General features: G+C 37.9%; 29 protein-coding genes. 23 read left to right on the forward strand and 6 right to left on the reverse strand.

From position 1 onward, the window contains the following. Positions 1-15: 15 nt before the first annotated feature. Together mgtE and ACQKIH_RS13075 are read left to right on the forward strand one after the other, a co-directional pair. The gene (gene mgtE / locus ACQKIH_RS13070; RefSeq protein ID WP_427766651.1) at positions 16-1,392 is read left to right on the forward strand and encodes a magnesium transporter; all 1,377 of its coding nucleotides are present in this window, start codon (positions 16-18) and stop codon (positions 1,390-1,392) included. Between the two features lie 50 nt (positions 1,393-1,442). Continuing rightward, positions 1,443-1,769 (forward strand): hypothetical protein, encoded by a 327-nt coding sequence (locus ACQKIH_RS13075; protein WP_057984245.1) that lies wholly within the window; start codon positions 1,443-1,445, stop codon positions 1,767-1,769. Positions 1,770-1,855: 86 nt separating this feature from the next. Here the strand turns inward: ACQKIH_RS13075 and ACQKIH_RS13080 are convergent, their stop codons facing one another. Then, positions 1,856-2,371 (reverse strand): CotY/CotZ family spore coat protein, encoded by a 516-nt coding sequence (locus tag ACQKIH_RS13080; RefSeq protein WP_427766653.1) that lies wholly within the window; start codon positions 2,369-2,371, stop codon positions 1,856-1,858. 147 nt (positions 2,372-2,518) lie between these two features. Between ACQKIH_RS13080 and ACQKIH_RS13085 the strand changes: the two genes are divergently transcribed. The 6 genes from ACQKIH_RS13085 (at position 2,519) to ACQKIH_RS13110 (ending at position 5,673) form a co-directional block, all read left to right on the forward strand. Next, positions 2,519-2,920: a YhcN/YlaJ family sporulation lipoprotein gene (locus ACQKIH_RS13085; RefSeq protein WP_427766655.1), complete on the forward strand. Its 402-nt coding sequence runs from the start codon at positions 2,519-2,521 to the stop codon at positions 2,918-2,920. Position 2,921: 1 nt separating this feature from the next. Continuing rightward, positions 2,922-3,377 (forward strand): stage V sporulation protein AC, encoded by a 456-nt coding sequence (gene spoVAC, locus ACQKIH_RS13090; RefSeq protein ID WP_427766658.1) that lies wholly within the window; start codon positions 2,922-2,924, stop codon positions 3,375-3,377. Next, entirely contained in the window at positions 3,371-4,366 is a 996-nt protein-coding gene (locus ACQKIH_RS13095) for a stage V sporulation protein AD (protein WP_057984237.1), read from the forward strand. The genes spoVAC and ACQKIH_RS13095 overlap by 7 nt, the downstream gene beginning before the upstream one ends. Before the next feature lie 7 nt (positions 4,367-4,373). Then, the gene (gene spoVAE / locus ACQKIH_RS13100; RefSeq protein ID WP_057984235.1) at positions 4,374-4,739 is read left to right on the forward strand and encodes a stage V sporulation protein AE; all 366 of its coding nucleotides are present in this window, start codon (positions 4,374-4,376) and stop codon (positions 4,737-4,739) included. 63 nt (positions 4,740-4,802) lie between these two features. After that, entirely contained in the window at positions 4,803-4,946 is a 144-nt protein-coding gene (locus ACQKIH_RS13105) for a YjcZ family sporulation protein (RefSeq protein ID WP_083493623.1), read from the forward strand. 478 nt (positions 4,947-5,424) lie between these two features. Beyond that, on the forward strand, positions 5,425-5,673 hold the full coding sequence (locus ACQKIH_RS13110; protein ID WP_427766662.1) for a stage VI sporulation protein F: 249 nt from the start codon (positions 5,425-5,427) through the stop codon (positions 5,671-5,673). A gap of 135 nt (positions 5,674-5,808) precedes the next feature. Here ACQKIH_RS13110 and ACQKIH_RS13115 read toward each other — a convergent pair whose 3' ends face one another. The 3 genes from ACQKIH_RS13115 to ACQKIH_RS13125 form a co-directional block, all read right to left on the reverse strand. Continuing rightward, the gene (locus ACQKIH_RS13115; protein WP_057984230.1) at positions 5,809-6,237 is read right to left on the reverse strand and encodes a GNAT family N-acetyltransferase; all 429 of its coding nucleotides are present in this window, start codon (positions 6,235-6,237) and stop codon (positions 5,809-5,811) included. 3 nt (positions 6,238-6,240) lie between these two features. Next, positions 6,241-6,756: a 2'-5' RNA ligase family protein gene (locus tag ACQKIH_RS13120; RefSeq protein WP_427766666.1), complete on the reverse strand. Its 516-nt coding sequence runs from the start codon at positions 6,754-6,756 to the stop codon at positions 6,241-6,243. Between the two features lie 78 nt (positions 6,757-6,834). Continuing rightward, the gene (locus ACQKIH_RS13125) at positions 6,835-7,560 is read right to left on the reverse strand and encodes an alpha/beta hydrolase (protein ID WP_427766669.1); all 726 of its coding nucleotides are present in this window, start codon (positions 7,558-7,560) and stop codon (positions 6,835-6,837) included. Between the two features lie 119 nt (positions 7,561-7,679). Here ACQKIH_RS13125 and ACQKIH_RS13130 point away from each other — a divergent pair, with 119 nt between their 5' ends. From ACQKIH_RS13130 to ACQKIH_RS13200, 15 genes are all read left to right on the forward strand, one after another. Continuing rightward, complete coding sequence (locus tag ACQKIH_RS13130; RefSeq protein ID WP_057984224.1) at positions 7,680-8,261, forward strand: phosphatidylglycerophosphatase A family protein; 582 nt, start codon at positions 7,680-7,682, stop codon at positions 8,259-8,261. Positions 8,262-8,297: 36 nt separating this feature from the next. Beyond that, on the forward strand, positions 8,298-8,945 hold the full coding sequence (locus ACQKIH_RS13135; protein ID WP_427766672.1) for a thermonuclease family protein: 648 nt from the start codon (positions 8,298-8,300) through the stop codon (positions 8,943-8,945). Between the two features lie 298 nt (positions 8,946-9,243). Beyond that, entirely contained in the window at positions 9,244-9,723 is a 480-nt protein-coding gene (locus ACQKIH_RS13140; RefSeq protein ID WP_427766674.1) for an Rrf2 family transcriptional regulator, read from the forward strand. Positions 9,724-9,756: 33 nt separating this feature from the next. Next, positions 9,757-10,710, forward strand: coding sequence for an LLM class oxidoreductase (locus ACQKIH_RS13145; protein WP_427766676.1), 954 nt, complete (start codon positions 9,757-9,759; stop codon positions 10,708-10,710). Positions 10,711-10,735: 25 nt separating this feature from the next. After that, complete coding sequence (locus ACQKIH_RS13150) at positions 10,736-10,954, forward strand: DUF896 domain-containing protein (protein WP_427766678.1); 219 nt, start codon at positions 10,736-10,738, stop codon at positions 10,952-10,954. Positions 10,955-10,990: 36 nt separating this feature from the next. Further along, positions 10,991-11,983, forward strand: coding sequence for an LLM class flavin-dependent oxidoreductase (locus tag ACQKIH_RS13155; protein WP_427766680.1), 993 nt, complete (start codon positions 10,991-10,993; stop codon positions 11,981-11,983). Between the two features lie 28 nt (positions 11,984-12,011). Next, positions 12,012-12,890 (forward strand): Hsp33 family molecular chaperone HslO, encoded by an 879-nt coding sequence (hslO, locus tag ACQKIH_RS13160; RefSeq protein WP_427766682.1) that lies wholly within the window; start codon positions 12,012-12,014, stop codon positions 12,888-12,890. Positions 12,891-13,245: 355 nt separating this feature from the next. Beyond that, on the forward strand, positions 13,246-14,043 hold the full coding sequence (locus ACQKIH_RS13165; protein ID WP_427766684.1) for an NEAT domain-containing protein: 798 nt from the start codon (positions 13,246-13,248) through the stop codon (positions 14,041-14,043). Between the two features lie 22 nt (positions 14,044-14,065). After that, complete coding sequence (locus ACQKIH_RS13170; RefSeq protein ID WP_427766687.1) at positions 14,066-15,898, forward strand: S-layer homology domain-containing protein; 1,833 nt, start codon at positions 14,066-14,068, stop codon at positions 15,896-15,898. A 140-nt stretch (positions 15,899-16,038) separates the two neighbouring features. Next, positions 16,039-16,938 carry a heme ABC transporter substrate-binding protein IsdE gene (gene isdE / locus ACQKIH_RS13175; RefSeq protein ID WP_427766689.1) on the forward strand — a complete coding sequence of 300 codons (900 nt, stop codon included), beginning with the start codon at positions 16,039-16,041 and terminating at the stop codon, positions 16,936-16,938. 72 nt (positions 16,939-17,010) lie between these two features. After that, a complete protein-coding gene (locus ACQKIH_RS13180; protein ID WP_427766692.1) occupies positions 17,011-17,964 on the forward strand; it encodes a FecCD family ABC transporter permease in 954 nt (317 codons plus the stop codon). A gap of 8 nt (positions 17,965-17,972) precedes the next feature. Then, complete coding sequence (locus ACQKIH_RS13185) at positions 17,973-18,743, forward strand: ABC transporter ATP-binding protein (RefSeq protein WP_427766709.1); 771 nt, start codon at positions 17,973-17,975, stop codon at positions 18,741-18,743. 1 nt (position 18,744) lies between these two features. After that, positions 18,745-19,419: a class B sortase gene (gene srtB / locus ACQKIH_RS13190; protein WP_427766694.1), complete on the forward strand. Its 675-nt coding sequence runs from the start codon at positions 18,745-18,747 to the stop codon at positions 19,417-19,419. 20 nt (positions 19,420-19,439) lie between these two features. Continuing rightward, positions 19,440-20,270 (forward strand): EfeM/EfeO family lipoprotein, encoded by an 831-nt coding sequence (locus ACQKIH_RS13195; protein WP_427766696.1) that lies wholly within the window; start codon positions 19,440-19,442, stop codon positions 20,268-20,270. Between the two features lie 200 nt (positions 20,271-20,470). Further along, positions 20,471-20,995, forward strand: a complete 525-nt coding sequence (locus ACQKIH_RS13200) for a YceI family protein (RefSeq protein ID WP_427766699.1) — start codon at positions 20,471-20,473, stop codon at positions 20,993-20,995. 87 nt (positions 20,996-21,082) lie between these two features. On the opposite strand, the gene ACQKIH_RS13205 is transcribed toward ACQKIH_RS13200, so the two are convergent. Together ACQKIH_RS13205 and ACQKIH_RS13210 are read right to left on the reverse strand one after the other, a co-directional pair. After that, a complete protein-coding gene (locus ACQKIH_RS13205; RefSeq protein ID WP_427766701.1) occupies positions 21,083-21,589 on the reverse strand; it encodes a hypothetical protein in 507 nt (168 codons plus the stop codon). Positions 21,590-21,732: 143 nt separating this feature from the next. Then, on the reverse strand, positions 21,733-21,885 hold the full coding sequence (locus tag ACQKIH_RS13210) for a hypothetical protein (RefSeq protein ID WP_169793450.1): 153 nt from the start codon (positions 21,883-21,885) through the stop codon (positions 21,733-21,735). Positions 21,886-21,992: the final 107 nt, after the last annotated feature.

The following is a 21,992-nucleotide window of genomic DNA, read 5'->3' on the forward strand; positions in this document are numbered from 1 at the left end:
AGGAGGGGAACAAGCATGATAGAAGAAAAATCCACGAATAAAGAAACTCAATATGACGGAGAATTGTTACGATTACTTTTGTTAGAAGAAAATATTGAAGTATTTCGTGAACATTTTTTAGTGCTTCACCCGTATGATCAAGCCCAGTTTTATGAAGAGGTAGGACCAGATATACGACAGACCATCTATCGCTTTTTATCCCCTCAAGAAATGGCAACGATTTTTGAGGCAATTGAGCTAGATGATGATGAATATGAAGACTTTTTAAAAGAGATGGATACCGCATACGGCGCAGCAATGCTAGGTTTCATGTATGCTGATGATGCAGTTGACGTTTTAAATGAATTAGATAGTGAGCAACGTGAAAGCTATTTAGAAATGATGGATAGTGAAACCGTTGAAGAGATTAATGAATTATTAGGCTATGAAGAATATACAGCCGGTGCGATTATGACAACTGAGTATGTTTCGATTTTAGAAACATCCACTGTGCGCTCGGCAATGACCGTTCTCCGTAAAGAGGCACCAACAGCGGAAACGATTTATTATATATTTGTTGTCAATGATGCCCATCAATTAACAGGCGTTATGTCATTACGTGATTTAATTATTGCCAATGAAGATACACTGATACGCGACATTATGAGCGATCGTGTCGTATCTGTAAAAGTAACAGATGACCAAGAAGGCATTGCGCATATTATGAAAGATTATAACTTTTTAGCGATTCCCGTTATTAATGATAATTTTGAACTGCAAGGGATTATTACCGTCGATGATATTATTGACGTTATCGATGAAGAAGCTGAGGATGATTACTCCAAATTAGCTGGTATTTCGGATATGGATGATATCGATGCAGGTCCAATTAAAGCAGCAGGAAAACGCCTTCCTTGGCTTATTATTTTATTATTTTTAGGAATGTTTACGTCCAGTTTAATGGGGATTTTTGAAGCGACATTAGATAAAGTGGCATTGCTTGCAACATTTATTCCACTCATTTCAGGAACATCTGGAAATAGTGGTACACAAGCACTTGCTGTTGCGGTTCGTGGTATTGCAACAGGGGATATAGGTGGGAAAAGTAAGTTTAAGCTTGTCCTACGAGAGCTTGGTACAGGTGTCATTATGGGACTTGTAAGTGGTGCACTTGTTGTCGGTGTTATTTTTATTTGGAAACAATCATTAATCATTGGCTTATTAGTAGGGGCAGCTATTTGTTGTTCCATTATTGTAGCCACATTAGCAGGATCATTCATTCCATTATTAATGCATAAAATGGGGGTTGACCCGGCTGTTGCATCAGGTCCATTTATTACGACATTAAATGATGTAACAAGTATTGTTATCTACTTAGGTCTAGCTTCCGCGTTTATTAATCAAATTATGTGACGAACAGGATGAACGTCTATTGCATATTGTAAGAAAAAAGGATGTGTAATATGGAAATTCATCCGTTACTCTTTATTAATACACCAAGTTTTTACCGTGAAATAGTTGAAATTATTGATATTGAGGAAAGTACGTCGGTTTATGAACCACTTTCTACCCCACCTGAAAAGATTCAAAACGCATTAATTGCAAGGCAACTTCATTACTTCTCAAGACCTTCGAAAGACCCAAGACCATTATTGCTTGTGTTAAAGTCCGGAGAGAAAGTTGTCGCATCGATTGAAAAGTTGAATGAATGTGATGTGAAATTGCAATGTTTTGATAGTGTGCGAATTATTGATGGCAATGAAATCGTAGCAATTTATAGTTCTTCATAAAGAAATGGGAAGCCTTTGGTCGGGCTTCCCATTTTTGCACGTTTAAGTGAAATATATAATCATAAGCTAATGACATTGGTTAGCGATTAGTTACAAACTCCAAGATTTACGTCAGCGATACATTGTACTGCGCAGAAACAATCAAGATCAACTGTAATACAGCTATCTGATGGAGCAAAATGAACTACATCACATACTTTACGCATGTTAATTTCACAACCGTAGTCATTTAATAATTGTACAGGGTCTCTACATTCGTCTAAAGGAATAAGTACACGTAATGTCGCACAGCAACTATCGAATACATCCTCTACACGGAAATAAATTGATACACAAGCATCACAAGGCATATCAGTTGAGCTAAATGTTGAGAAGAACGGACAACCTGATTTCGTTAATAATGTGAATACGCGTGTATCAGCAGAATGACGTGCTGGACTAACGATGCCTCCTAGTGGTTCTAAGAAACAGTTCGTTGTACAACCTGAACATTCATTTTGAGTTGCTGCATTTTGAATTTCTAAAATAGAGCGCACAACTTCACATACACATCCACGTTTTGATGAATGGTTACTTGATTCATTACCTCTTCCACATCCCATATATTTCACCTCCTTAATCTTAAATTCTCTATACATTATGACCGATGTGAAAAATGAATCGGGCGATTGTATTGTTCTGTAAATAATGAATAAATAAAAAATGGAAAGGCAATACTTTGATAAAAGATTAAGAAACGGGGGATTTAATTGCGGAAATGGTTTGTCGTCGCATGTTTTGCTTTATTATTAGTTGGCTGTGGTGAGCGTGAAAAGGTTTTCGTATATCAATCTGGCAACGAGGAACAAAATAAGCAGGAAATCCAGCATTTATTGAAGGAAGCGGATGTCGTTGACGAGGCGAATGTTATTTTCTTAAATGATGAATTATTTGTGGCGATTCAAGTAAAGCCGTGGAAAAAATGGAATCGTATGAAGGTAGAAGAAAGCTGGCAGAAAAAACTAGAGCAAAAATTTACGAATTTGAACGTGACAGTTTCAACTGATTTTAAGATGTTTTGGGAAACCACGAAGATTATAGACGAACAGGGTCAACAAGACGTTCAGGAGAAAATTCATGATTTAAAAAAGTTAGCTAAGGAGGAAACGTAAATTGAAAGAGCAACAATATAACACATTAAAGGATCAAATATCTCCACCTACTCCTTATGGGCTTAATTTATTAAAAGCGTTTGGTGTAGGTGGAATCATTTGTGCAATTGGACAAGGGATATCTTTCTTTTACATGATTTTCTTCGATTTTACAGAACGCACAGTGGGCAATCCAACCGTTGCAACAATGGTATTTATCGCAATGATTCTAACGGGTTTGGGATTATATCGCAAGCTCGGTCAGTTTGCAGGTGCAGGAAGTGCGGTGCCGGTTACGGGATTTGGAAATGCTGTAATTTCGGCGGCTATTGAACATAAATCAGAAGGGTTTGTACTCGGCGTGGGCGGAAATATGTTTAAACTCGCGGGTTCGGTCATTTTATTTGGAACAGTATCTGCATTTTTCGTTGCGCTCATTAAATTGATTTTAGTATCGGTAGGTGTAGCCTCGTGGTAATTGTTTTCCATTCAAAACCGTCGATATTAGCAGCGGCTGCAATTGTAGGGCCTCTGGAGAAACGTAGCGTATTTCATTCTTATTTTGATAAAGTGCTTACGGATGAAAGATCACATAAAAATACAAATGAACAAGGACATGTCCAACTGATTTCAGAAGCATGTCAAGTTATTTTAAAGAAATCGAATTTAAATAATTTGGATATCGATTATTTTTTAGGTGGTGATTTGATTAATCAGATGACCCCGACAAATTTTGCTGCAAGGGAATTAGCAGTTTCATTTATTGGTTTATTTTCGGCATGTGCGACATCGGTTTCGTCAGTCATTATCGCGGCTTTACTGACGGAGCTTGGTGCTAGTGAATTTGCGATTGCTGGTGCGTCCAGTCAGCACAATGCGGTAGAACGGCAATTTCGTTATCCTGTCGCTTATGGATCTCAAAAGCCAGCAACTGCTCAATGGACAGTAACGGGGGCTGGATTTGCACTCGTAGGAAAGCATCATGATGAATTTCCTTCTATTGAAGCTGCGACGATTGGAAAGGTAGTGGACTTTGGCGCAACAGATCCATTTCATATGGGGGGCGCAATGGCACCGGCTGCATTTGAAACAATCCAAGCGCATTTAAAAAAGCGCGGCCAAAAAATTCAAGATTATGATGTCATTATGACGGGTGATTTAGGAAAAATTGGATTGAAAATATTGAAGGCAATGTTCGCTCAAAGTGGGGTAGCGAAAGAGGATTTGGCGAGATTTCGCGATGCTGGTGCGGAATATTATGGCGAAGACTCGGCATTCCAAGCGGGTGCTAGTGGACCAGGTTGTTCGGCATCGGTATACTTTAGCTATTTACTTGAACAATTTAAAAGTGGACGCTATAAAAAAGCGCTACTTGTCGCAACAGGTGCATTGCTATCCCCTTTATCATACCAGCAAGGCGAAACAATACCTTGTACAGCACATGCGATAGAAATTGGGATGGGGTGATCAGTTCATGGAGTTTACATTTTTATTTGCTTTTATAGTAGGTGGAGTAATTTGTATGATTGGTCAATTGTTGATGGATGTAGCCAAATTAACACCTGGACATACATTATCGATTTTGGTCGTATGTGGCGCAATATTAGATGGCTTGGGATTATACGAACCGCTTATTGACTTTGCTGGGGCAGGCGCTACAATACCAATTACATCTTTCGGAAATTCGCTGACACATGGAGCAATGGCTGAAGCGGAAAAGCATGGATGGATTGGCGTATTAACCGGCATGTTCGAGGTGACAAGCTCAGGAATTAGTGCAGCCATTATTTTTGGTTTTATCGCGGCAATAATTTTTAAGTCAAAAGGAAAAGTAGACTAGACGATAACCCTCTTTTTATTATTTTGGTGTGCATACACTACAAAATAGGAAGGGGGGATTTTTGTGTCTGGATATGGAGGTTGGCAACAACAACAATGTTGTAACTATGAGACACCGGCATATAATAACTGTAATAATAGCGGCACTTTCGTTTTAATCGTTGTATTATTTATCTTACTTATTATTGTTGGTAGCGTATTTATCTAAATTGATTCAGTGGGGTTTCAAACCCCACTGAACCAAATTAAGCCCCGGCGGATGTCACAGATTTTTTTAAGGGAAGTTTTCGAGCGAGCTCGAAAAAAATCTGGACGCAATTACGCCAAGGCGTAATTGATTTTGATCCGGCATTTACCCCCTACTTGTTTAGGTAGGGGATAAATGCTAAATATGTAATTTTACAAAGTGGGATTCAAACACCGGCTGAATAGAAGGAATCACATTAAGCTGGAGGAACAAAGGCTAAATCTGTCACATCTTGTGATAATACCTTTGTGATCAATGGCGTGTTGACACAATGCCCCAGCGGATATTCACAGATTTTTAAGGGGACTGTCGTGATGGAGGATGTTTAGCTATTATCGCATGGGTATGACGAACTTAGGCTAGACTTTTTAACGAGTTCACCAGAAGAAAAATCTGTACGCAATTATGTCGAGGCGGAATTGATAGGAGGAAGATTTGAATGGATAATTCTTTTTTTAAAAAGGTAGAAAGTAAAACTGGCTTGGGTATTGATGAAATTATGAATTTAGCAAATGCCCTTACACACGCAGATTTTACTGATGAGAAGCAAGTGCGGAAAATTGTAAAAAAGGTTAGTAAAATCGCTAATAAACCAATTTCAAGTGATATGGAAGAAAAAATTGTGCAATCCATTGTAAAAGATGGGCACTCTTTAGATTTTAGTAAAATTGAAAAATTAATGCGCTAATGTGAACTTTCAATCAGTGGGGAATTATCCTCATTGATTGCTCGATTTCACCAAAATCCGCGGTAATGCGGAATAAAAAGGAGGATGTTTAATGCTGCAAATGCACATTAAACATCCTCTTTCTTAAAATATTCTTTAAAGAACCTTTTCCATAGCACGATGTGGAATACCAGCATCCATAAATTCAGGGGATGTCACGGTATAGTTTAGTTTTTCATAAAATGGCACGGCATAAGATTGTGCGTTTAATTTTAGGTTTTTAAAATCAAGTGCAGTCGCATGTTGTTCGACTGTGTCCATAATTAATGCACCGAGACGTTTTCCGCGGTAATGGCTTAGTACACAAACACGCTCAACTTTCCCGATTTTTGGTTCGATTTCTCGAAGTCGGGCAGCCGCGATTGTTTGATCTCCATCATTGACGATGAAATGAACAGCCGTTTCATCATGTTCATCAAGCTCTAAGCTGAGAGGAACCCCTTGCTCTTTCACGAAAACTTCTTTACGAAGCGAAAAAGCACGATTTCGGTCTTCCTCAGTTGTTACTAATTTTACTTCAAACACTTGTTATTCAGCTCCAGTCAATTTGTATGTTTCGTATGTTGTCCAAGAGCCATCTTCTAATTGGTAGAGCAAATGGAAGCGATCTACAATGTCGTGCTCATCCACACCAATCATGCGTAATTGACCAAAAATATCGTCATGCTCTGAAGCGGTTAATTTTTGAGCAATTGTGATGTGTGGGACAAAGACATGCTTAGATGCACCAATATTCAACGTTTCTTGAATCGTTTTGTGCAAAGTTTCTAATTGTGAAGTAGGTTCGATACGGAAAAATAGCGTATTCGTTGTTGGATAAAATGAACTAATTCTTGAAGCATGAATTTGTAACGGCGTAAATTGTGTGGAAATTTCCTGTAACTTATTAGAAATATCGTCAATTTGAGACGCATCTGCATCAAACGCATCTTTTAATGTAAAGTGCGGCGTAACTAAAGAATAGTGTGGATCATAACGTTTACGATACGTGTTTGCTAAATCTTGTATTTTCTTTGATGGAAATGCAATAATACCATATTTCAAAATCATTACCCCCTAGAAATTAATTACTATTATCCTTTAATTATAACAGAAAATTTCTGCAATAAACATTTACAACGTTCAAGAACCTAAAATTTTTGTTAATGCACGCTTTAGGTCAGGCTTCCAAGTTTTCCAAGTATGGTCACCGTCTAATTCTTCATAAAATGTTTCGATACCGCGTTCTACAAAGAGCTCATGCATTGCTCGGTTTGGTGTTAGGAAGTCTTTTGCGACTGAATTACTTGGAAAGCGGACTTCATTTTCACGCAAGCCGATTGTATGATAAGTAGCTAATAAATCTGGGCTTTTTGCGTCACGAACGGTTTGCAGCACATGTTCATCTACATAAGGGGATTGTAAAATGGCTTTCCCAAAAATATTCGGATAATGGAGCGCTGTTAATAATGAAATCGTAGCAGCCATGGAGTCTCCCATGAGCGTGCGGCCCGAGCCCATTTGATGCGTCGTGAACTCTTCATCTAAATAGGGAACTAGTTCATGTGCTAAAAAGCGCATATAAGCTTCGAATTGGTCGCCTGTTGGGATATATTTGCGGCGTCGATCTGCAGCATCTTTATAAGGAACACCCACAATGATAACGTTTTCAATTATGTAATCATCAATTAACTCATCAGCTAATCGAGGAATTCCACCTAATTGAAAGTAATCTCTACCATCTGATGTGATTAAAATGTTATATTCGTATAGTGGAGAATAGTTTGCTGGAATGTAAATGAGTAAATCTAATTCTTCATTTAGTGAACGGCTATAAAACGCAATATCTTTTACTGTACCCTTTTCCAAAATAGTCACTCCTGTTCTGTGATTGTATCGAAATTGTATCACAAAGGAAAATAAAGGTGTAATATAGGAGATGGATAGTAAAAAATTATGATAAATACAATAAAAGTGAGGATTTATACATGTCTAATAAAAGAGTTCGAGTTCATTCTGATGAAGTGACGAAAGCAACCCATGAAGCGCTATTGCGTCGTCATGTAACAATTGAAGACATTGCAGAAATTGTTCATATTATGCAATCTCCATATAACGAAGGTTTAACAATTGAACATTGTGTTCAATCGGTAGAGCGCGTATTAAATAAACGTGAAGTCCAGCATGCGGTGTTAGTTGGAATTGAGTTGGATGAATTAGCGGAAAAAAACATGCTTTCTGCACCATTGCAAGCTATCATTGAATCGGATGAAGGACTGTTCGGTGTGGATGAAACATTAGCATTAGGTTCGGTATTTACGTATGGTAGTATCGCGGTGACGACTTTTGGGCATTTAGATAAACAAAAGATCGGCATTATAGAAAAGTTAGATACGAAGGCGGGCGGTTCCGTTAATACATTTTTAGATGATTTAGTCGGTAGTATTGCGGCATGTGCGGCATCACGAATTGCTCACCGTATGCGTGATTTAGAAGAGGAAGGCGAAACATTTGCTGATATTCCTCCAGTAGAGTTAGGCCCAACTACGAAACCAAAAACTGAAATCTAACTTATAGAAATCTAATTGATTGAAAGGATTTACCAAATGAAATTAAGTGATATTAAAACACTCATTACTAGCGGGACGATTATTCTTGCAGTCGGGTTATATTTAGTTTTTTCTAAACCGACCGATGAACAGCCGCAAACAAATGACAATATACAATATAATTCGGTAACACAAGAACAAAAGCATTATCGCATTACGCCTGAACTCGCAATGAACGAAACAGGAAAGCAACTAATTGATGTAGAGTTTATTTCTGCAAATGATGGTGATACGATGAGTGTTAAAATGGATGGGCAAAAGCAGCGCGTCCGTTTATTAATGATTGATACACCTGAAATGAATTACGATAAGGGTGATCCGATGCCTTATGCAGAGGCGGCAAAACAATTAACAACGCAATTGTTAGAAGATGCCAAGTCGGTTCAATTGTTATTCGATAAAGGACCGGAAGCAGATAAGTATGACCGATTATTAGCTTATGTGTTCGTTGATGGTGTGAGCTTGCATGAAGTTTTATTAAATGAAGGACTTGCAGCTGTACGCTATGTCAATAAACCAAATAACTCTTTAGAAGATGAGCTACGCGAAATTCAACAAGAGGCAGAAGCGAAAAAGTTAAATATTTGGGCGCATCCTAACTATTTACAAAAAGACGGCTTCCATCCAGAAGAAGTTAAAAAATAATAAGTTTAGGCTTTAGAGTAACGCACATATGTACCGAAAAAAACACCTTTATATTGATTAATAGGTTTTCAATACCTGTTTTTCAATGAAAGGTGTTTTTATTTTCAAAAATTAGTACGTGACCTAGTTCGGATACAATTTGAATTTCATATGGATTGTCAATCACTATGTTTACGATAAAGACAGTGCAAAATAATTTACTTTTTAAAGATAACAAGTTAAACTAACGTGGATAAACATTATCTATGTTAGTTTGAAATATAAAGTGGAAGAATTATGAATTGCGGGAGGTGATTTTATGCAGATGAAAACCGGGGTTGAACAATCTGTCTATGCCATTTTGATCCTTAATATGTTACCAGATAAGGCGGTATTACCGGGCGAAGTAATTAGCCAGCAATTAGACGCCTCACCAACGTATTTTCAAAAATTATTGAGAAAGTTAGTGAGTGCGGACTTGATTACTTCTGTGCCAGGGGTTAAAGGTGGATTTAAGTTAAAGAAAAAGCCTGAAGACATTCGAGTTTATGATATTTATCTTGCTATTGAGGGACAACAATCATTGTATACCTCTAGTGGTATTTTACATGACATGTTTGAGTTAGAAGAGGAAGATTCGTGCTGCTTGTTAACGAATTTAATGGAGGAAGCTGAGTCCTCTTGGCAATCCGTGTTAAAGCGTGAAACTGTGGCGTCATTATATGAAGAAATAAATGAGAATTATCCTTCAAAAGTGCAATTACTTCAAGAGTGGGTAAAGGAAAAGATGGTTCAATAAGTAGAGAACCTTCCTAAGTTAGGTGGAATAAATTTGGAGAAATTTCAATCGCACAGTGGTTTTGCACGAACATTTAAAGAAAATAAATTGACGCTTGGTCTTTCATTTCCATTGGAGTTGTCTTCGGACAAATTTCAGACAATGGATTTAGCACAGCAAATGATACTGGCAAAACAAGCGGAGGAACTTGGGTTTGCTTCGTTATTTGTGAGGGATTCACCACTTTATGATCCCAACTTTGGGGATGATGGCGTTCTGTACGATCCTTTTCTATTTCTTACATACGTAGCGGCACATACGAATAAAATCGCGCTAGGTACTGCGAGTGTTGTCACGTCATTGCGACACCCGCTTCACTTAGCGAAGTCAGCAGCTACTTTGGATGAAATATCGAAGCAACGCCTGTTATTTGGTACTGCAACTGGAGACCGTCCAATTGAGTTTCCTGCATTTAAAGTGGAACGGGAGGACCGTGCAGAATTGTTTCGGGAGTCCATATTGGTTATGAGAAAAGTGTGGAAAGAAACATTCCCTAAAATACAGTCACAGCGAGTGGGACTAACTGAGGGAGATGTGATTCCTAAGCCAGCTAATGCCGACATTCCAATATTCGGTACAGGGTATTCTGGGCAAACAATTGAATGGTTAGCGGATAATACAGACGGTTGGATGTTTTATGCGCAAGAAGCGAATCGTCAACGTGAGCTAATCAAGCGTTGGAGGGAAGCAACTGGAACGTTTAAGCCGTTCATTCAGCCGTTAGTTATTAACCTGTCTGAAAATCCCAATGCGCCACCTCATCCGATTCCGGTAAAAGTAGGCTTTACATCGGGTCATAAGTTTTTAATCGATTATTTGTATGCGTTGCAAGATATGGGGATTAATCATATCATTCTTGCATTGAAGAATGGTAATCGTCCTGTAGCTGAAGTGATACAAGAATTAGCCGAATATGTAGTACCGCATTTCCCTGCACGCACAACCTAAATAAAGAGAATAGCGAGGAATTAAGATGATAAATAATTTAGCACGCATTAACGAATTATCGAAAAAACAGCGTGAAGAAGGTTTGACGAATGCTGAAAAGGTGGAACAACAAGTATTGCGTGAAGACTACTTACGTGAAATTCGTGGACAAGTTCTAGACACTTTTTCAGGGATCACAATACTGGACCCGCTTGGAAATGACGTAACACCGGAAAAATTACGTAAAGAAAAAGAACTGGAATAACCGGAAAAATAAGCTTATTGGAAGGAAGTTATCTAGATGAAATTAAGTATATTGGACCAAGCTCCTGTTACAAAAGGGAATATGGCAGCAGACGCTTTGAAAAAGGCAGAAGAACTAGCGATTTTAGGAGATCAATTAGGCTATCACCGAATGTGGATGGCAGAACATCATGCAACAAATGTTTTTGCAAGTTCAGCTCCAGAAGTGACGGCCGCTCATTTGGCTGCTAAAACAGAAAATATCCGAATTGGAACGGGTGGAGTGATGATGATGCATTATTCTCCATTAAAACTAGCGGAAGTGTTTAAAACACTAAGCGCATTTTCACCGGGACGCATTGATTTTGGCGTAGGCCGCGCTCCGGGAGGGGATAACCACTCCATTTATGCTTTATCTGAAGGACGCCAACCAATGACGAATAATATGTATGAAAAATTTGATACGACATTGCAGTTGATTAACGACGAAGTGCCGAATGATGATTTATATAACAAAACGATGGCCACACCATCCCAAATCTCTTTGCCGGAAGCTTGGCTATTAGGTTCTAGTGGCAACAGTGCTGTACAGGCTGGGCGCAGAGGTGTTGGTTATTCATTTGCACAATTTTTTAATGGTCAAATGACGAAGGAAATTTTAGATTTATACAAAAGGAATTTCCAACCTTCAGCCTTTATGGAGAAGCCAGAAATTAATGTATCTTATATGGTGACAACAGCTGAAACAAAAGAAGAAGCCGAGTTCGAGGCAATGCCACAAGATATTTGGCGTTTACTGTTTATGCAAGGCAAGATTGGGCAAGTTTTAACACCTGAAGAAGCGCGTGATTATCCATTGACAGAAATGGACCGGATGATTATTCAAGAAAATCGTAAAATTCATTTAGTAGGATCTGCAAAAGAAATCGCAACAATATTACAAGAAGAGCAAGCACACTACGGATTTGATGAAGCAATGATTTGCAGCATTCCTCATTCCCAAGAGAAACGTTTGAATGTATATAAGTTATTGGCACAGGAATTATTCTAGATCAGGATACAATGAAAGGAAGAACGAAATGAACGATTATTTAGTAAAGGCATTAGCATATAATGATCAAGTACGAGTTTATGCAGTGAATACAACGGCAACAATTGGAGAAGCCCAACGCCGCCATAACACATGGCCAACTGCTTCTGTTGCATTAGGACGCGCAATGACTGCGGGAGTCATGCTAGGAGCAATGCTTAAAGGTGAAGAAAAAATATCAGTGAAAATTAACGGTGGGGGTCCTATTGGCACAATTCTTGTCGATATAAATGCCAATGGAGAAGTACGAGGCTTTGTTTCGAATCCTCAGACCCATTTTGACCTGATTGAACAAGGAAAAATAGATGTGAAAAGAGCTGTTGGAACAGATGGATTGATGACTGTATCAAAAGATATTGGATTGCAGCACCCATTTGTAGGGCAAATCCCCCTTGTGTCTGGTGAGATTGGTGAAGATTTCACATCTTATCTTTTTAATTCTGAACAAACGGCTTCTGCTGTAGGGGTAGGTGTACTAGTGAACCCTGATAATACAATTCAAACGGCGGGTGGTTTTATTATTCAACTATTGCCAGGTGCAGAGGAAGAAATCATTAGCGCAATAGAAGAGCGGTTAAAAGTAATAGCGCCTATTTCTTCAATGATTGCGGATGGTTTGACGCCAGAACAAATTCTTGAGCAGGTACTTGGTGTAGGAAATGTAAAAGTTTTAGAGAAAATGCCGGTTCAATTCCAGTGTCAATGCTCTGAAGAGAGAGTTACTAATGCCATCGTAAGTTTAGGTAACGAAGAAATACTAGACATGATTCAAACAGATGGTCAGGCAGAAGCAAATTGTCATTTCTGTAATGAAAATTACCATTTCACTAAAGAAGACTTAGAGAAATTGATGGAAACAGCGGTTTAATAAAGGGGTTACGATCAAAAGTCATTTAATGTGATTTTTGATCGTAGCTTTTTTTTTAGATAAAAAAGTGAAAGTCACGGATAGAATTCGAAAAGTAGCGGATAGAACTCTAAAAGTAATGGATAAAACATCCATTTGGACCGGCAGCTACAAAAAAACGAGTCAAGATTAATGAGTGATGTAGTAAATATTACGAATTAGTGAAAATTATTCTCAATTAAGTTATAATTCTGATTGAAATAGAGGTTAGACAATTGTTTACCATACTAGTTTATGGCATGCTAGACAATGGAATGAATTAAAAAGTTCTACTGAATAGGTAAATTATTATATAAGAAATGGAGGAATTGGTGGCATGAAAAAATATAGCTTATTTTTATTGGTCTTACTCATCATGAGCCCGTTTATATTACCGAATATTTCAAACGCGGCGATTGCAGATGGTACATACGATGTTAGTTATCAAGTAAACAAACCGGGCAGTAATTCAGCGTCAATGGCAAATGATTATTTTGCAAAGCCTGCAAAGCTCATCGTAAAAGATGGGAAAATGACGATGCAGTTGACGATTAAAAAAAGTGCATGGGTAACTGAATTTAAACCTCCTGGTGGGGCAAGTATTATAAGTTCAAATGAGGGCGCGGATCAGCGTGTCGTACAATTTCCAATATCGAATCCCAACGTTGTGACAATTGCGATGAAAATTGATATTGAAGATATTGATTACCATCATTCTTATAGTGTAGATTTTGTCATTAACAGCAGTGCTTTACCGGAAGCTAAGGCACCAGTAGTAACGGCACCGGAAACAAAGCCAGTTGTGCCAGAACCACCCAAGAAGCAAGAAACAACGAATTCATCGTCAGGAAGTAATACTTCTTCAAATAAACCAGCAACAACTGAAAATGCAACTACTTCGTCAACAAGTGAACAAACGAAACAGCCTATGACAAATGAGAAAGCGGTTTCACAAGAGGCACAACAAACGCCAACTGAGGAGCAACAAGCACCAGCACAAGAAGAGCAGAAGGCTGAAGAAAAAGAAGTAGTAGAAAATCCAGAGACGAGTGATGAGCTACCGATTTTAGCAATTGTGTTGTTCATTATGGCAATGATTATTTTCATACGCACGAAAAATCCAAAAACTAACTAATATTTCTAGGAGGAATTTAACAATGGCTAAAAAATCAAAAGCAACTAAAGCAATTATCGCATCATTACTTGCAACATCAGCAATCGTACCTGCAATGGCGGTTTCAGCAGATGTAGATGGATCGGTTAAAGTAAATGGAACAGATGCAACATCTCGTTCAGTAGAGGCAGTAAATACTTCTGCGAAAGCGACAAAAACGATCGACTTCAAAGTAGAAGATGCAACAGGCATGCTTGCAAAATACGTTCCAGGTACAGGGAGTTTAGTAGAACGCGAAGGTCAAAAATATATTCAATTAAACTTAACAGAACAAGTATTAGCAATGGTTGATGAAGTATTAGTAGATGGTAAAACAGCTGTTTATAACTATGGTAGTAAAATGATTTTAATTCCTGTTTCAGCAGATTTTAAGCCAGTTGAAGCGACATTTACTTTAACGACACCAGTAGGGAAAATGGATGCAAAAGCAATATTAACACCAGATCCAGCTTCTATTAAACAAGAAAAAACTGAATCAAATCAACCGACAAAGCCTGAAGAGGAAGCAGGAAAGCCGTTCGCACCAGGTAAAAAGTTTGACTCAGTGGCAGATGGTATATACGATGTAACGTTTGATACTTATGCGCCAGAAACAAACATTGGCAATTATAAAGCGATTTCAAGCCATTTCTCACCAAAAGCAAAATTAATCGTAAAAGGTGGAAAATATTCAGTACAAGTTGAAGTAGTTGAAAAATCAAATCCAATGATTGCTGCATTAAAAGTAAATGAGCAATTAGCGACGACGGTTTCTGGCTCTGCTACGGAAGGGACACGCGTATTAAGCTTTGACATTAATTCAATTAGCGATTTACACAAATCAGCAGTACATGTTGTCGTACCAGCTGCCAAAATGGATAAATGGTATGATTTCGGTTTCGCAATAAACACAGCGAACTTAGAGTTACCAAAAGCTGAAACAAAACCTGAAGCAAATACGTTACCAGCATTTGTCTATGCAGATGGAAAAAATGACTTATCAATTATGCAAGGGAAATATTTAGCTGACCAAGTAACGGTAACAGCTACTGCGGGTGGTTATGATGTAGATGTCACTTTCCCAGAAGGCCAACATTTAAATGACTTTACTGTAACAGGTGCAACAGTTGCGAAAAAGTCAGAAGAAATTGTCGGCGAAAATACAGTTAAAATTTACACAGTTTCAGTGAAAGACATCACACAAATGTATAATGCGACAGTTGATCTATCTGTTCGTTTTGGAGATTTCAAATACGATGAAAAATATCCAGTGCAATTACAATTTGGCGGTAAGAAAAATCCATTTACAGATATTATGAAAGATGCAAGTTACGGCTCAATTGTTTCTTTATATTCAAAAGGGATTTTCAAAGAAGCAGATAAATTTAACCCGAAAAATAATGTGACACGCTCACAGTTCGCATTAATGATTAACCGTGCGTTAACATTAGAAGTACCAGCAACAACGAAATTTACAGATATCGCAAAATTCGATGCAGAAACGCAAAGTGCAATTAAAGCGTTAAACGGAATTGGTGTCATTAATGGCAACACAGAAACATTATTTGCGCCAACACAAGATATTTCACGTAAGCAAGCTGCGTTAATGATCTACCGTTTATTAGAAAAACAAGGCTATAAAGCAACTGGCGCTACTGCAAACTTCTCGGATGTATCTGCAAAAGATGTAGAAGTAGTAAAAGCGATTGCGGAGTTAAATAAATTAGGCGTTATGACAGGTTATGAAGGTAAATTTAATCCAGATCTTAAATTAACACGTGGACAAATGGCAAAAGTTTTAAATAACGGGTTAACTGTAATTGACGGCTTAAAATAAAATGAATGTGCAGTGTACCTCCGCTTAGTTGCGGAGGTTACTGCCTTTTTGAAGTATTGTGCATTAAATTGAAGTAAATTCCCATCAACTTTTCAGATGAAAATTTACTTCAGTTTAATCAATATAGGAGGATACATAACATGAAAAAATGGCTTGCAAGTCTAGCATTAGGAGTAGCACTTTTAGCTGGCTGTGGAAATGATGAAGAAGAGGCAGTAAAGCAAAATGCACCTGATACCGAGGTAGAGCAATCTACTACTGTTGAAGAAGAGCATCGTATTATTGCAGGTACGGTTGTTTTGGCAGAAATTATGGATAAACTCAATTTAGATGCAGTAGCAGTGCCAGAAACTGTAAAGCATTTACCAGCACGTTTCGAAGGGTTACCAACGATTGGAAATGCGATGGATCCTGATGCAGAAATTATTAAATCATTGAATCCGACAGAAGTATTATCGGTGTCGACGTTGGAATACGATTTGAAAGATAAGTTTGAACAGTTAAAAATTCCAGTGGATTTCGTGGATTTAACGGGTATTGAAACGATGCTTTCTGAAATCAAAGAAATTGGTGCACGCTATAATCGAACGGCAGAGGCTGAAACATTAATTTCAGAGCTGCAGGGGGAAATTGATGCTGTAGAGCTTATTTCCAGTGATAAGGAAAAACCTAAAGTACTTATTTTACTAGGTGTACCAGGAAGCTATTTAGTGGCAACTGAAAAATCGTACGCAGGTGATTTAGTTCGTTTAGCCGGTGGTGAAAATGTAATGGCTGGACAAGATGCGGAATACTTACCATCCAACACAGAATATTTATACGAATCTAATCCGGATATCATTTTACGATTAGCGCACGGGATGCCGGATGAAGTCATTAAAATGTTTGATGATGAATTTAAAACGAATGATGTATGGAAGCACTTTGCCGCGGTAAAAAATGATGAAGTGTATGATTTAGAAGAGGAGCTATTTGGCACAACTGCCGCATTAAATGTACCAGAAGCACTGAATGAGCTTGTAACTATTTTTTATAAATAATGTGTAAGACGGTCGGCAAAATCTAAATGAAGGTTTGGTTGGTCGGCTATTTAGAGATAAAGGGTGTTTGCTGTGACGAAAAAAATTAGTAGCTTTCTAGTAGTTTTACTATTATTGTTTCTGACGATTGTTTATGCCGCTACAACAGGTAGTATTCAAATGGGCTTTGGTGAATTTATAGTGAACTTATTTGATGCTAATAATGACAAGATGGCGGCCATTAAAGATTTGCGCTTTCCAAGAATTATTATTGCTTTATTTGCCGGTGCTGCGCTGTCTGTAGCGGGCGTTTTATTGCAAGCCATTATGCGTAACCCGTTGGCGGATGCAGGGTTTATTGGGATTTCTGCCGGTGCTGCGTTTACGAAATTATTTATCGTATCCTTTGTACCGACGATGTTTTTCTTCTCACCGATTGCTGCATTTGTCGGTGGGGCGTTCGCTTGTTTTCTAGTGTTTTTCTTATCATGGAAATCAGGTTTAAATCCACTCAAATTAATTTTAGTCGGAATTGCGATTAACGCAATGTTTTCAGGCTTAACTGAGGCGATGATTAGCTTTGGTGCATCCACATCTGGAGCAATTACGTCCAATTTAACGTTAAAAACATGGGATGATGTTTCGCTAATGGCGACTTACGGTACGATTGGCTTAGTGCTTGCTTTTCTGTTCTATGGCTGGTGTAACGTGTTAGTATTATCGGACAAAACAGCGAAAAGTATCGGGTTTAATGTAACGGCAGCACGACTACTTATTGCAGCCGTAGCCGTTTTACTTGCAGCTTCGTCAGTTGTTGTAGCGGGTGTTATTGCCTTTGTCGGAATTTTAGTACCACATATTGCGCGCCGTTTAGTAGGTTATGATCATAAAGTACTTATTCCATTTACCGCGTTATTAGGGGCGTTTATTATCTTATTGGCAGATACGCTTGGCCGTACATTATTTGCCCCGATGGAAATTCCAGCGTCGACAATTATGGCCATTATTGGTGGACCATTTTTAATATTTTTACTTAGAAAAGAGTGACAGTTACGATGGAAATGAAAGAAGTAATTGTTTCGCATGACGGAACAACACGTCATTTAAATGGGGTATCAACCGTTATTCCAAAGGGCAAAATTACGACGATTATCGGACCAAATGGCTGTGGGAAGTCGACGTTATTAAGTGTTATGTCACGCAATAATCGACCACTCGAAGGACAGGCACGCCTTGAAAATCGGGACTTAATCGAATATAAAGCAAAAGACTTTGCGAAGAAGTTTGCGATTGTTTATCAGCAAAATGATATTCCAAGTGATTTAACAGTTGAACAATTGGTCATGTATGGACGAATGCCGCATACTTCCTTATTTAAGAAAAACACGTCAGAAGATGAAGATGCTGTTTCTTGGGCTTTAGCCTGTACGAATTTACTTGATAAGCGTCACAATGATTTAGCAGCACTTTCTGGTGGAGAACGACAGCGAGTATGGATCGCGATGGCACTTGCTCAAAAATCAGAAATGCTGTGCTTGGATGAGCCGACAACGTATTTGGACATTTATTATCAGCTGGAATTATTAGAACTTGTGAAGCAATTAAATGAACAACATGGATTGACGATTGTGATGGTGCTCCATGATATTAATCAAGCAATTCGTTACAGTGACCATATTATTTTAATGAAGGCGGGCCAAATCATTACAGAAGGTGCGCCGCGTGCTGTCATTACAAAGGAAGTAATCAAAAAAGTGTACGGTGTCAATTCGGTGTTCCATGAAGATGAGGAACTGGGGCTCTATATGATGCCGTTAAGTATTTAACATGCGTAAATGGCTAAGAATCATCAGTGTTGCCGTCATGCTTTTTTGTGCGGTGCAGCTAATCCAGTATGCGCTATCTTATAAAAATGTAGAAAAAGAGCTAAAGGATGCGCAGCAAGTGGTGGAAGAGAGTGCGCTTACAACACTTCAAAAACAAAATCCGAATATTATCGGCTGGCTATCATTGGCTGATAGTCGACTGGATAACCCGGTTTTGCAGACGGATAATAATGATTTTTATTTAACGCATAATTATTTGAATGAAAAAAGTCGGGGGGGCAGTATTTTTGCTGATTTTCGCAATGAACCAATGAAAGATCGGCACACGATTTTTTATGGGCATGTACTGCGTAACGAGACGATGTTTGGGGAGCTTTCTAAATTTGCACAGCAGCAATATGCCAATGAGCATCCAGTATTTGTTTATGAAACGGCGTCCGAAAAATATGAACTGCAAGTATTTGCTGCCTATGAAACGACAACTGATTTTTATTATATTGAAACACAATTTTCAGATGCAACATTTGAACAGTTTTTAAATGAAATCCAGCAACGTTCCAAAATTAAGATGCCGGTTAATGTGTCAGTAAATGATAAAATTATTACGTTTTCGACATGTACGACATCTGTGAATGATAAAGAACGCTTTGTTGTCCATGCTAAAATTGTGGACTGAACTAATATGAGGTGAATAATATGAATTATACAAAAAAATTAGCTGTTGTTTTCATGTCTGTCGCTGTTTTAGCAGCTTGTGGAGACAAAGAGCAGCCTGTAGAAAAAACACAAGTGGAACAACAAGAAGTAGTAGAAGAAATAAACGTTGCAAGTGAAGCAGCCCTCTTCCGTGAATATAGTGCTACACAAATGGCCGATTTTGTAGCAGATACGAAATTATTGGCTACACTTGTTCAAGAAGGAAAATTAGCAGAAGCGCAAAAATTATATCCGCTTGTAACGATGTATTATGAACGACTTTTACCGCTTGCAGGCGATTTCGAGGAACTGAATCAAGCGATTAATGGTTCGATCGTAGCTGGGCAAGAAGCAGAAGCAACAGGATTCCAACGTATAGCATTTGGTTTATTCCAAGAGAAGACAACAAAGGGTTATGAAGAAGTCGCTATGCAGCTTGTAAGTGATGTTCAAGCGTTAGAAAAACAACTAGCAACTATTGATGTGAGTAAAAATAATGTACTGACATCTGCTAGTGCAATGTTAGAAGATATGTTGAAAAATCGTCTAACAGCAACAAGCTTAGCAAATGCTGAAGTATACGCGGTGAAGGCTCAAACAGAAGTAGTTGAAGAAATTGTAAAAATCTTCACAGCAAGAGCAACTACCGAAACGGTGACATCAGCAACGGAAGCCATTGCGCAGTTAATTGAAGTTCTGGGATATTATGAAGTGGGCAAAGAAGATTACGTTAATTATAGTTTCTTCACAGCGAAGCAAAAAGAAGAGCTGATAGCAGCGGTTCAACATGTACAAAATGCTTTAAATGACATAAACAATACGATTCAATAATGAATCAACGCTAAATTCCGTTCTTGCAAATGAATAACTTAAAACCATCTTTTTTTCCCATTGGGTGAAAAGATGGTTTTTTCTTTAGCAATTTATTGGATATAAATAGTTTGCATAAATGGAATGGGGGTATACATATAAATGAAGACTGCTTAGAAAAACTTACAATCTAAAAATTCGGCTTTAGGAGGAAAATTTAAATGGCAAAATGGACAGTGGATACGTCACACACGAACATTGGATTTCAAGTAAAGCATATGATGGTATCAAAAGTGAAAGGGACCTTTGATTCATTTTCAGCGGACGTGGAAGCAGATGATTTATCGGATTTAACGACTGCAACTATTACGTTTTATATTGATACAGCATCGATTACAACAAAAAGTAAAGATCGTGATAACCACTTAAAAGCAGCAGACTTTTTTGATGTTGAAACTTATCCTAAAAGCACATTTATATCGACGACAATCCAAAAATCTGGTGACGGTTATCAGGTGACCGGGGATTTAACGATTAAGGATGTAACAAAGCAAGTTACATTTGACGTAGAATATAACGGAAAAGGGACGAATCCTTGGGGTGTTGAAGTTTATGGTTTTGAAGGGGAAGCGAAAATTAACCGTGAAGAATTTGGACTAACTTGGAATGCCGCATTGGAAACGGGTGGCGTACTCGTTGGGAAAGATATTAAAATTACCGTTGAACTCGAATTAAATCCAGCGTAGATTAGAGGGGGAAACATCCAGGGAATCGAAAGGATGTAATAAACAAGAGCCGCCTTTCTAGCAAAAATGCTAAAAGCGCGGCTCTTGTTAATTTAAAGCTTCATGTTTTTCATAATGGGTAGCCAATTTCTTTAATTGCTTGTAAGAAAGGCTATCCACTTGGGAAATTGTATCCTGCGAAAAAGAAAGAGTTAAAATCTCAGTATTTTTATTTTTTACGAGCATATACCACTTAAAAGTAAAGTCACGGATTGTCTCGTTTTTGCTAACATCTTTCAAAATATTGTAGCTATCCTTTAGTAAAGTATCTTCTGAAACAAATTCACGCCCTTGTAAATATAAACTGACATCTTGTTGGTCTTTATGTGGTTTGAAGTCAATATTCAAAATCACATTTTCCAATAATTGATTTAATATAATGTCTGTAATCGCAATGGTCGTTTGAGTTTGTAATTCCTCGGGGGATAATTGAACTTTTACTTCTCCTACTTTATCGTTTTTTTCTGAATTGATATAATTCATCGTGAATTGAACTAATAAAATACTAATAAAAAACGTTAAAAAAATAAGCATTACTTTAAAAAATTTATTCATAATAAGAAAGACCACCTTTAAAGCGCTAATGAAAAACTGTGACATCCGTCATTATGCCATAAAAAAACAAAAAAAGGACCGCCAAATGTGACAGTCCTTTAACTTCTAATTAGCAGAAGTATCCACTCCTATAAGTAATCGAATTAAGTATTTTGTTCATCATTATGAATAGTTGCCGCACACTCGTTAAAGTATAAAAATGATTCGTCCTCTAATTTTATTACATTTTGAACGTTAAGTCCGATTGATAAGGGTCCAGAAAAAATCTCTTCCCACCAAGTTTCTGTTACAACCATTAATATAGCCCCCTTGTACGATTATAATGCGCTGTGTTTAATAGAAAAAAATATCCATGTTCATTTCAATTGATAACATTTGACTGCTTGTTTGCTCGTTTTATTAA

The sequence above is a fragment of the Solibacillus cecembensis genome, from assembly GCF_050272495.1.
GTDB lineage: Bacteria > Bacillota > Bacilli > Bacillales_A > Planococcaceae > Solibacillus > Solibacillus cecembensis.

Excerpts from the sequence above, each read along its gene's own strand:
- ACQKIH_RS13110 (WP_427766662.1), top strand. The coding sequence starts at position 5,425 with ATGGATAATTCTTTTTTTAAAAAGGTAGAAAGTAAAACTGGCTTGGGT.
- ACQKIH_RS13185 (WP_427766709.1), top strand. The coding sequence starts at position 17,973 with ATGGAAATGAAAGAAGTAATTGTTTCGCATGACGGAACAACACGTCAT.
- ACQKIH_RS13080 (WP_427766653.1), bottom strand. The coding sequence starts at position 2,371 with ATGGGATGTGGAAGAGGTAATGAATCAAGTAACCATTCATCAAAACGT.
- ACQKIH_RS13205 (WP_427766701.1), bottom strand. The coding sequence starts at position 21,589 with ATGAATAAATTTTTTAAAGTAATGCTTATTTTTTTAACGTTTTTTATT.
- isdE (WP_427766689.1), top strand. The coding sequence starts at position 16,039 with ATGAAAAAATGGCTTGCAAGTCTAGCATTAGGAGTAGCACTTTTAGCT.
- ACQKIH_RS13170 (WP_427766687.1), top strand. The coding sequence starts at position 14,066 with ATGGCTAAAAAATCAAAAGCAACTAAAGCAATTATCGCATCATTACTT.
- mgtE (WP_427766651.1), top strand. The coding sequence starts at position 16 with ATGATAGAAGAAAAATCCACGAATAAAGAAACTCAATATGACGGAGAA.
- ACQKIH_RS13200 (WP_427766699.1), top strand. The coding sequence starts at position 20,471 with ATGGCAAAATGGACAGTGGATACGTCACACACGAACATTGGATTTCAA.
- srtB (WP_427766694.1), top strand. The coding sequence starts at position 18,745 with ATGCGTAAATGGCTAAGAATCATCAGTGTTGCCGTCATGCTTTTTTGT.
- hslO (WP_427766682.1), top strand. The coding sequence starts at position 12,012 with ATGAACGATTATTTAGTAAAGGCATTAGCATATAATGATCAAGTACGA.
- ACQKIH_RS13075 (WP_057984245.1), top strand. The coding sequence starts at position 1,443 with ATGGAAATTCATCCGTTACTCTTTATTAATACACCAAGTTTTTACCGT.
- spoVAE (WP_057984235.1), top strand. The coding sequence starts at position 4,374 with ATGGAGTTTACATTTTTATTTGCTTTTATAGTAGGTGGAGTAATTTGT.
- ACQKIH_RS13130 (WP_057984224.1), top strand. The coding sequence starts at position 7,680 with ATGTCTAATAAAAGAGTTCGAGTTCATTCTGATGAAGTGACGAAAGCA.
- ACQKIH_RS13210 (WP_169793450.1), bottom strand. The coding sequence starts at position 21,885 with ATGGTTGTAACAGAAACTTGGTGGGAAGAGATTTTTTCTGGACCCTTA.
- ACQKIH_RS13135 (WP_427766672.1), top strand. The coding sequence starts at position 8,298 with ATGAAATTAAGTGATATTAAAACACTCATTACTAGCGGGACGATTATT.
- ACQKIH_RS13165 (WP_427766684.1), top strand. The coding sequence starts at position 13,246 with ATGAAAAAATATAGCTTATTTTTATTGGTCTTACTCATCATGAGCCCG.
- ACQKIH_RS13195 (WP_427766696.1), top strand. The coding sequence starts at position 19,440 with ATGAATTATACAAAAAAATTAGCTGTTGTTTTCATGTCTGTCGCTGTT.
- ACQKIH_RS13150 (WP_427766678.1), top strand. The coding sequence starts at position 10,736 with ATGATAAATAATTTAGCACGCATTAACGAATTATCGAAAAAACAGCGT.
- ACQKIH_RS13140 (WP_427766674.1), top strand. The coding sequence starts at position 9,244 with ATGCAGATGAAAACCGGGGTTGAACAATCTGTCTATGCCATTTTGATC.
- ACQKIH_RS13155 (WP_427766680.1), top strand. The coding sequence starts at position 10,991 with ATGAAATTAAGTATATTGGACCAAGCTCCTGTTACAAAAGGGAATATG.